The organism is Cobetia sp. MC34 (genome assembly GCF_018340035.1).
GTDB classification, from domain to species: domain Bacteria; phylum Pseudomonadota; class Gammaproteobacteria; order Pseudomonadales; family Halomonadaceae; genus Cobetia; species Cobetia amphilecti.
On record NZ_JADPPY010000008.1, the window covers coordinates 115211 to 122332 of the forward strand.

General features: G+C 60.4%; 9 protein-coding genes and 1 tRNA gene. 2 read left to right on the forward strand and 8 right to left on the reverse strand.

The features are described from left to right. Positions 1–105: 105 nt before the first annotated feature. Positions 106–1224: a tRNA guanosine(34) transglycosylase Tgt gene (tgt, locus tag IZU87_RS06670; protein ID WP_054556871.1), complete on the reverse strand. Its 1119-nt coding sequence runs from the start codon at positions 1222–1224 to the stop codon at positions 106–108. Between the two features lie 155 nt (positions 1225–1379). Continuing rightward, positions 1380–2411 carry a tRNA preQ1(34) S-adenosylmethionine ribosyltransferase-isomerase QueA gene (gene queA / locus IZU87_RS06675; RefSeq protein ID WP_107336757.1) on the reverse strand — a complete coding sequence of 344 codons (1032 nt, stop codon included), beginning with the start codon at positions 2409–2411 and terminating at the stop codon, positions 1380–1382. A 407-nt stretch (positions 2412–2818) separates the two neighbouring features. Here queA and IZU87_RS06680 point away from each other — a divergent pair. Continuing rightward, positions 2819–2904 (forward strand) — tRNA-Leu (locus IZU87_RS06680). Between the two features lie 54 nt (positions 2905–2958). On the opposite strand, the gene IZU87_RS06685 is transcribed toward IZU87_RS06680, so the two are convergent. Genes IZU87_RS06685 through IZU87_RS06695 form a run of 3 tightly spaced genes read right to left on the reverse strand, consistent with a single transcriptional unit; the run spans position 2959 to position 4501 of the window. Next, positions 2959–3798, reverse strand: coding sequence for a tyrosine-type recombinase/integrase (locus IZU87_RS06685; protein WP_213114055.1), 840 nt, complete (start codon positions 3796–3798; stop codon positions 2959–2961). Between the two features lie 26 nt (positions 3799–3824). Then, positions 3825–4154, reverse strand: a complete 330-nt coding sequence (locus IZU87_RS06690; RefSeq protein WP_213114056.1) for a helix-turn-helix domain-containing protein — start codon at positions 4152–4154, stop codon at positions 3825–3827. Positions 4155–4168: 14 nt separating this feature from the next. After that, a complete protein-coding gene (locus IZU87_RS06695) occupies positions 4169–4501 on the reverse strand; it encodes a hypothetical protein (RefSeq protein ID WP_213114057.1) in 333 nt (110 codons plus the stop codon). Between the two features lie 265 nt (positions 4502–4766). Here IZU87_RS06695 and IZU87_RS06700 point away from each other — a divergent pair, with 265 nt between their 5' ends. Continuing rightward, a complete protein-coding gene (locus IZU87_RS06700) occupies positions 4767–5075 on the forward strand; it encodes a hypothetical protein (protein ID WP_213114058.1) in 309 nt (102 codons plus the stop codon). Between the two features lie 352 nt (positions 5076–5427). Here the strand turns inward: IZU87_RS06700 and IZU87_RS06705 are convergent, their stop codons facing one another. From IZU87_RS06705 to IZU87_RS06715, 3 genes are all read right to left on the reverse strand, one after another. Continuing rightward, positions 5428–6342 carry a DNA cytosine methyltransferase gene (locus tag IZU87_RS06705; protein WP_213114059.1) on the reverse strand — a complete coding sequence of 305 codons (915 nt, stop codon included), beginning with the start codon at positions 6340–6342 and terminating at the stop codon, positions 5428–5430. Then, the gene (locus tag IZU87_RS06710) at positions 6339–6944 is read right to left on the reverse strand and encodes a hypothetical protein (RefSeq protein ID WP_213114060.1); all 606 of its coding nucleotides are present in this window, start codon (positions 6942–6944) and stop codon (positions 6339–6341) included. Before IZU87_RS06710 ends, IZU87_RS06705 begins: the two co-directional genes overlap by 4 nt. Continuing rightward, the coding region (locus IZU87_RS06715) for a hypothetical protein (RefSeq protein ID WP_502711603.1) at positions 6941–7122 on the reverse strand (182 nt) is incomplete at its 5' end. The genes IZU87_RS06715 and IZU87_RS06710, both read right to left, overlap by 4 nt.

Consider the following 7122-nt stretch of genomic DNA (forward strand, 5'->3'; position numbering starts at 1 on the left):
ACTGTTGTTATGCAATGAGCGTGATTCAGGCTCTTCTTCACGTCTGGCTCGAGTCGAATATCAAGACGACCGGAGGATTTGGCCCCCGGTCGTCATTCGCCTCGATCAGTCGGCCAGCGGCGGCACCGGCAGGCCGCGCGCGGCATAGAACTGTTCCACGAAGTCCTGCAATGTACCCGCTTCAATTGCACCGCGCAAACCAGCCATCACGGTCTGGTAGTAGCGCAGATTGTGGATGGTGTTGAGCATCGAGCCGAGCATTTCTCCACAGCGATCAAGGTGATGCAGATAGCCGCGCGAGAAATTGGTGCAGGTGTAGCAATCGCAGTCCGGGTCCAGCGGTGAGGTGTCACGCTTGTGGACGGCGTTGCGGATCTTGACGGTGCCCGTCGGCGTGAACAGGTGGCCGTTGCGCGCGTTGCGGGTCGGCATCACGCAATCGAACATGTCGACACCACGCCGCACGCCCTCGACGAGGTCTTCCGGCTTGCCGACGCCCATCAGATAGCGCGGCTTGTCTTCCGGCATCCACTCGGGGAGGTAGTCGAGAACCTTGATCATCTCGTCCTTGGGCTCGCCCACGGACAGGCCGCCGATGGCGTAGCCGTCGAAATCGATCTTCTTGAGGCCCTCGAGGGACTTCTCGCGCAGGTCCGGGTACATGCCGCCCTGGATGATGCCGAACAGCGCCGACGGCGAGTCGCCATGCGCGTCGTAGGAGCGCTGCGCCCAGCGCAGGGACATCTCCATCGACTTGCGCGCTTCATCATGGGTGGCCGGATACGGCGTGCACTCATCGAAGATCATCACGATGTCGGAGCCCAGCGAGCGCTGCACCGCCATCGATTCTTCCGGGCCCATGAAGACCTTGGAGCCATCGACCGGTGAGCGGAAGTGAACGCCCTGTTCGGTGATCTTGCGCGTCTTGCCCAGCGAGAAGACCTGGAAGCCGCCGGAATCGGTCAGGATCGGCTTGTCCCACTGCGCGAAGTCATGCAGGTCGCCATGCGCTTCGATGACTTCCGTGCCCGGGCGCAGCCACAGGTGGAAGGTGTTGCCGAGGATGATCTCGGCGCCGATGTCCTTGATGGACTCCGGCGTCATGCCCTTGACGGTGCCGTAGGTGCCCACCGGCATGAAGGCCGGGGTTTCCACGGTGCCGCGCGGGAAGGTCATGCGGCCACGACGTGCACGGCCATCGGTCGCGAGCTTTTCAAAGCTCATGAAGCATTCTTTACGCATGGTGCTCTCTTTGCTTGGCGGCGAAACAGGCCGCAGCTGGTGTGTCGATGCCACTATGCCGCAGCATAGCGCGGGGCGCGTTAACTGCGCATGACATGGCCCTTGGCGAATGCCGGGGCCATGTCAGAAGAGGGGATTCAGGCGCGTTCCAGCAGCATGGCATCGCCATAGCTGAAGAACTGGTAGCGCTCTTCCACCGCCGCCTGATAGGCCGCCATGGTGTGCTCGTAGCCGGCGAAGGCCGAGACCAGCATCAGCAGGGTCGATTCCGGCAGATGGAAGTTGGTGATCAACAGATCCACCACCTGCCATTCGTAGCCCGGGTAGATGAAGATGTCGGTATCGCCGGAGTAGGGGGCCAGCTCACCAGCGTGGGCCTTGGCGGCGCTCTCGAGGCAGCGCACGCTGGTGGTGCCGACGGCGACCACACGGCGGCCGGCAGCGCGGGCACGGGCGATCTTGTCGCAGGCTTCCTGACCGACCTCGATCCACTCGCTGTGCATGTGGTGCTCGAGAATGCTGTCGACGCGTACCGGCTGGAAGGTGCCGGCACCCACATGCAGGGTGACGAAGGCTGTCTCGATGCCTTTCTCGGCCATGGCGGCCATGATCGGCTCATCGAAGTGCAGGCCCGCCGTCGGGGCGGCCACGGCGCCATCGCGCTTGGCATAGACCGTCTGATAGCGCTCGCGATCCGACAGCTCGTCATCCCGAGTGATATAAGGCGGCAGCGGCATGTGGCCGTGCTGGTTGAGCAGCTCGATCATCGGCGTCTCGCCGTGGAAGCGCAGCTCGAACAGCGCCTCCTGACGGCCTTCGACCACGGCCGTGATGCCACCTTCGAAGATCAGCTCGGTACCCGGCTTGGGCGACTTGCTGGAGCGGATGTGCGCCAGGCCACGATGGGCGTCCAGCGGACGCTCCAGCAGCATCTCGATCTTGCCGCCGGAGGCTTTCTGACCATGCAGACGCGCGGGGATCACGCGGGTGTCGTTGAACACCACGACATCGCCGGGTTCCAGCTGCTCGAGCAGATCCGGGAAGCGGCGGTGCACGATCTCGCCGCTCTTGCCATCCAGATGCAGCAGACGGCAATCGCTGCGTTGCTCTGACGGGTAGCGGGCAATCAGCTCATCCGGCAGGCTGAAATCGTAATCGCTGCGCTGCATCGGGCGCGCGTCGTTAGGTGTGGCAACGCCCGAGGCATCACCGGAATCGATACGTGACATGGCCAACCTGACACTCTGATAGCACGAGGCGCGTGGTGCGCTCCGTGGCATGCGTACATGCACAATGGGGAGATGCCGCCCTGAGACACTGGCGCTCTCGTCGCGAGCGCATGACTCCCTTTCTGCGGGTGGGGCAGTCAGGTGCGACACTCTCGAGGCCTTGGCTGTCCGGGCAGACGAAAAAGGTCGCTCATGATACCCAATGCCATCGTCCACGCGAAGACCCGTTTGCGGGCGACACGCCTCAGTCCACTGCGGCGTGGGGTGTGAGGAAGCGCTCCATGTGTCTGATCTGACGCCAAAACTCGTTGACCTTGGCGCAATGTCCCGTATAATTTCGCTCCGTTGCCGGTGTGGCGGAATTGGTAGACGCAGCGGATTCAAAATCCGCCGCTTAATAGGCGTGTCGGTTCGAGTCCGACCACCGGCACCAGCTTTGAAAACAGTCGCTTACGAGCGGCTGTTTGCGTTTCTGGCCTACCCTCATTTAGTGCTTGGTCGCAGTTTGGTCGCAGCCGGTCGCATTCAACCGCGGCAGCCGCGCTCCGATCTCATCAATGCCCTGCTCGAACATGTGAGAATAACGACTGGTGACGATCAGGCTGGAATGCCCCAGCAGGTCGCGCACCGTGGTCATGCTCTCGCCCGCTTGGGCCAGCATGCTTGCATAGCTATGGCGCAGATCATGAAAGCGCAGATCCGGTCTGCCCAGCGCTTTGCGAGCGTCTTCCCACGTCTTTCTCAGCCGGGCGTAGGTGGTATCGAAGGGCAGGTCATGCAACCATGGTCGAGCATCCTCTGGCACCGGCACTACCCGGGCCTTGCCTGACTTGGTTTGATCTGGTCGCAGCAGGATGCGACCACCGTGGATATTCGAAGGCTCCAGTGAGAGCAGTTCGCCCTGGCGCAGTCCCGTCAAGGCTGCCAGGGCGATCACCTTCTTATCCACAGCACGTGAGTCCGGAATCGCCTCCATCAGTAGCGTCAGCTCTGCCGCGTTCAGATAGATATGCCGTTCGTTCTTCGGCGTCTTCTTCCGGATCTTGTCGCCCAGCGGCTGATTGATCCAACCCCACTCGATATACGCCAGATTGAGCACCCGCTTCACCACCTGCAGGTGGTTGTTGATTGTGCTCTGAGCGCGTCCTGCCTTTCTCAAGTGGCTGGCCATTTCTCTGGCCTTGTCCACTGTCTCTTGCCCGATCAGCACGTCCTCGCCCATGTAGGCTGCCACCGGCCGGATAGCTTTTGCCTGGCTGGCGACGTCGTACTCATCGACCCACCGCTTTACCCCCTCGAGAAACGTGCGCCGTCGCTCGCGACCCATTCGCTGGCCTTGAAACGCTGCTTCATTCAGTGCTGTTTCGCGTGCTGCGGCATACTCTCGCGCTTGCCTTTCGCCTTCTCGAGTCCCGTCAAACGTTGATTGATGTCGCTGACCCTGATGCGTTTCGGTAACGACCCATTTCCCGCGTGCTTCGCGGTATCTGACTGTGATTCCCATCGGTTGCCCTCATGCTCTGGGCTACGCTGGCAGGCACTAGCATATGCCGCCACCGCATCCGGCTCAAAGCGGATAGACTTTCCAAATTTCACGTAGCCAATCTGGTGCTTGTGGGTGTAGACCCAGCTCAGGCTCATGCTCAGTTGGCGGGCTACCGCCTCGGGGGTGAGAAGATTCACTGCTGTCGCCTCCATCAGTCACCTTGATACCGGCCCGAGCCATAGCCCATGGCCTCACGTTCTTGCTCTGCCTGTCGCGCCGCCTGGTATTGCTCCACGGCCTGACGCACGCCGGGCACCTTCATCAGCTGGGCATGTGCTTGTCGCCAGTGATCGCGGCGCCGACTGATCATCACGATCAGGTCTTCCAGTGGCAGTGCCTCACCATCGTCAGCGGCGTACCCGGTGCCATGGCAGTGAGCACAGGGCGAGCGATGGAAGACGCCATGGAATGTGCCGTTGCCACCACACTGCGGGCACGGGCCATGTGCTGGCGGCTGCCACGTTGATTGCGATACCTGACGCATTTGGCCTCCCTGCGGGCACAAAAAAGCCACCTCGTGGGTGGCTGAGTTTTGCTTCAGTTATATTTCTCTTTACTTTCAGTGCCTTACAAGGTGAGTTTTCGAAATCATGAAATGTTGATGTCTTTGACGCATAGCTTGTTGTGGAATCCTTCGGATGATGCTTTTATGAGTACATAGCTTGCAGGTGGAGTGGTTGACCATCTCAGTTTTCCCTGTATAGTGTGCTGCCACTAAAAAAAGATCATGCAATGGGGAACTGGAAGTCATGGATGATGCCAAAAGCTTGTACCTGAAGATCCTTGAGGTCGGTAACTTGTTTCTGCGTAATGCGCAGCAATTTGAGATCTCGGAGCTTCAGGGGCATAACCCTAGCTACGATGAGCTAGCAAAGATCATGAGGCACGTGGCAGGCATCATTCACGGCCTTGTTGATGAGATTGATCCGATGATGGCTCACCAAGCTATTGAGTACACCTCCATTATGGAGAAGATGGCTCTAGCGATTGTGGCTGGCGATCAAAACGAACTGGATCAGCAGGCAAAAGCGCTATACGAAAAGCCTTTCTTTGCGTAGTAGCGGTAGACATACGTTGCAACATCACACTGAGGGGATCTAAATGATGACTACAGAATCTAAAATCGCAGAAGCAATCCGTCTTCTGGATCGTGCCGAGAAAATTCTGGATGAAGCGTACGAAGCTCATTGCCAAGGCCGGCTCCAAAAGGCTGCGTGATATCTAGGTTACTGCATATAAGCCTCTCTTCGGAGAGGCTTTTTTTTGGCTGCGTGAAGCCAATGGCAGCGAGCACAGGGCGAACGATGGAAGACGCCATGGGATGTGCCGCTGCCACCAAACTGCGGGCACGGGCCATGTGCTGGCGGCTGCCACGTTGCTTGCGATACCTGACGCATAGACTCTTCACACTCACGCGGCTTTCTGCAGAGCCTTGATGATGTGGCTGACCGGGGTAGGGCATACCGCGTTGCCGAGCAGATGCACGGCGAGGCGGTGGTTGTCCGGTAGCTGATAGGTGTCGGGGAAGCTCATGGCCGACCGGCATTCCCACCGGCTGAGCATGCGCATGCGGTCGCCATCGACGATGGCCCAGCGATCGCGCGTGGTGATGGTGCCAATGGGGCGATCCAGCGAGCGTCCTGTCTTGGTGTTGCCGTAGTAGCTGATCAGGAAGCGGTCACCGTGAGTGGCACGGCCAGCGCGAACACGCTCCAGGGTGGCGGCGGCTCGCCCGGGCTTCTCGATGGGCTGCCAGCGGCCTGATTCGAAGTCGATGAAGCTGGCGGCCGGCAGGTGATCGAGTGTCGGCAGGTTCAGCTTGAGCGGCTGGGCGGACTGGGTGAGTACCAGGAACATGCGGATGCGGTTCTGTGGGGCGCCGAGGTCAGCGGCATCTACCACATGCGGGCTGACGGCATAGCCCAGCGCCTGCATGGCCAGCACCCAGGGGCGGTAGAGCTGCCAATCGAGGAACTCGGGGACGTTCTCCACGAGGATGGCTGGCGGCCGGTGATACTCGGCAGCTGATACCACTGCCCAGGCAGTCGAGCGGCTGGCATCGTGCTGAGGGTTACCGCTGGCTTTTCCTCGCGCCTTGCTGTGGCCCTGGCAGCAGGGTGACGCCAGCATCAGGTCATGCGCGGGCACCTGACTCCAATCCGCTTGATGCAGGTCCTGGCAGATGTGCGCTGCGTTCGGATGATTGCGGCTGTGCCACTCGACAGCATCCGGCCAGTGGTTGGCGGCCCAGGCCACATTGCAGCCGGCCATACTGGCGCCGGTGCTGAATCCACCGGCACCGGCGAACAGGTCGATGACGTTCATGACTTCACCTTGCGATGGCCTGCGTCGTAGAGCGCGCCCAACAGGTACTCTTCCGACAGTGCCCCGTGCAGCTCGCGCTTATGAGCGTCAGCCGCGGCCTTAGTTATCTGCTTCATGCTCTCTATTGCCTTCTCTCGATCGGGACGTATGGGGCGGAAGCTGGCTTCTAGATAGAAATCCAGCGACTTGTTGTCTCCGGCGTGGCTGATGGTGAATGCCGCCACCATTCCGCATGGCTGCTTGAAGTGCGCTATCACCTCGCACTCTCGCCACTCGCTGGATATCTGCACTTCCACCACCGCACCCACCGGTGGCAGGCCCTCGCCATTCCAATCGCCTGGATCGACTTCATCTGCTGAGGCTGGCCGCTCGAGATGTTGGACGTGTGCCTGCAACGCCTCTTCCCATTGTTCCCGGGTAATGACAATGCGGCGCTCATGGGCGCCTATCCATGCGTAATGCCATTCGTTGTTGGTCGGGCCCTTGATCCAACCCTCGAGATCACCGTGGCCGTTGTCGGTCGGCAGGTTGCAGTCCGTCTCGGGCCGCGGCCACGGGTGAGGGAGGTGCAGCAGGCTTTCCATCAGTTGATCGCGGGTCATTGGCGCTTGTCCTCTTTCAATATGCTGTCCATGGCACCTGCTCCCCAAAGAGCCAAGACGATGAGCGCGCCGCCTATGAGGAACAGATAGAGCATGGTCACTCTCCCTTGGTGAGCAGCGTGTCGAGCCAGCCACCGGCGAGCAGGTAAAAGAAAGCCGCCAGGCAAGTGGCGGCGAT

Excerpts from the sequence above, each read along its gene's own strand:
- tgt (WP_054556871.1), bottom strand. The coding sequence starts at position 1,224 with ATGAGCTTTGAAAAGCTCGCGACCGATGGCCGTGCACGTCGTGGCCGC.
- queA (WP_107336757.1), bottom strand. The coding sequence starts at position 2,411 with ATGCAGCGCAGCGATTACGATTTCAGCCTGCCGGATGAGCTGATTGCC.
- IZU87_RS06685 (WP_213114055.1), bottom strand. The coding sequence starts at position 3,798 with ATGGGTCGCGAGCGACGGCGCACGTTTCTCGAGGGGGTAAAGCGGTGG.
- IZU87_RS06695 (WP_213114057.1), bottom strand. The coding sequence starts at position 4,501 with ATGCGTCAGGTATCGCAATCAACGTGGCAGCCGCCAGCACATGGCCCG.
- IZU87_RS06700 (WP_213114058.1), top strand. The coding sequence starts at position 4,767 with ATGGATGATGCCAAAAGCTTGTACCTGAAGATCCTTGAGGTCGGTAAC.
- IZU87_RS06705 (WP_213114059.1), bottom strand. The coding sequence starts at position 6,342 with ATGAACGTCATCGACCTGTTCGCCGGTGCCGGTGGATTCAGCACCGGC.
- IZU87_RS06710 (WP_213114060.1), bottom strand. The coding sequence starts at position 6,944 with ATGACCCGCGATCAACTGATGGAAAGCCTGCTGCACCTCCCTCACCCG.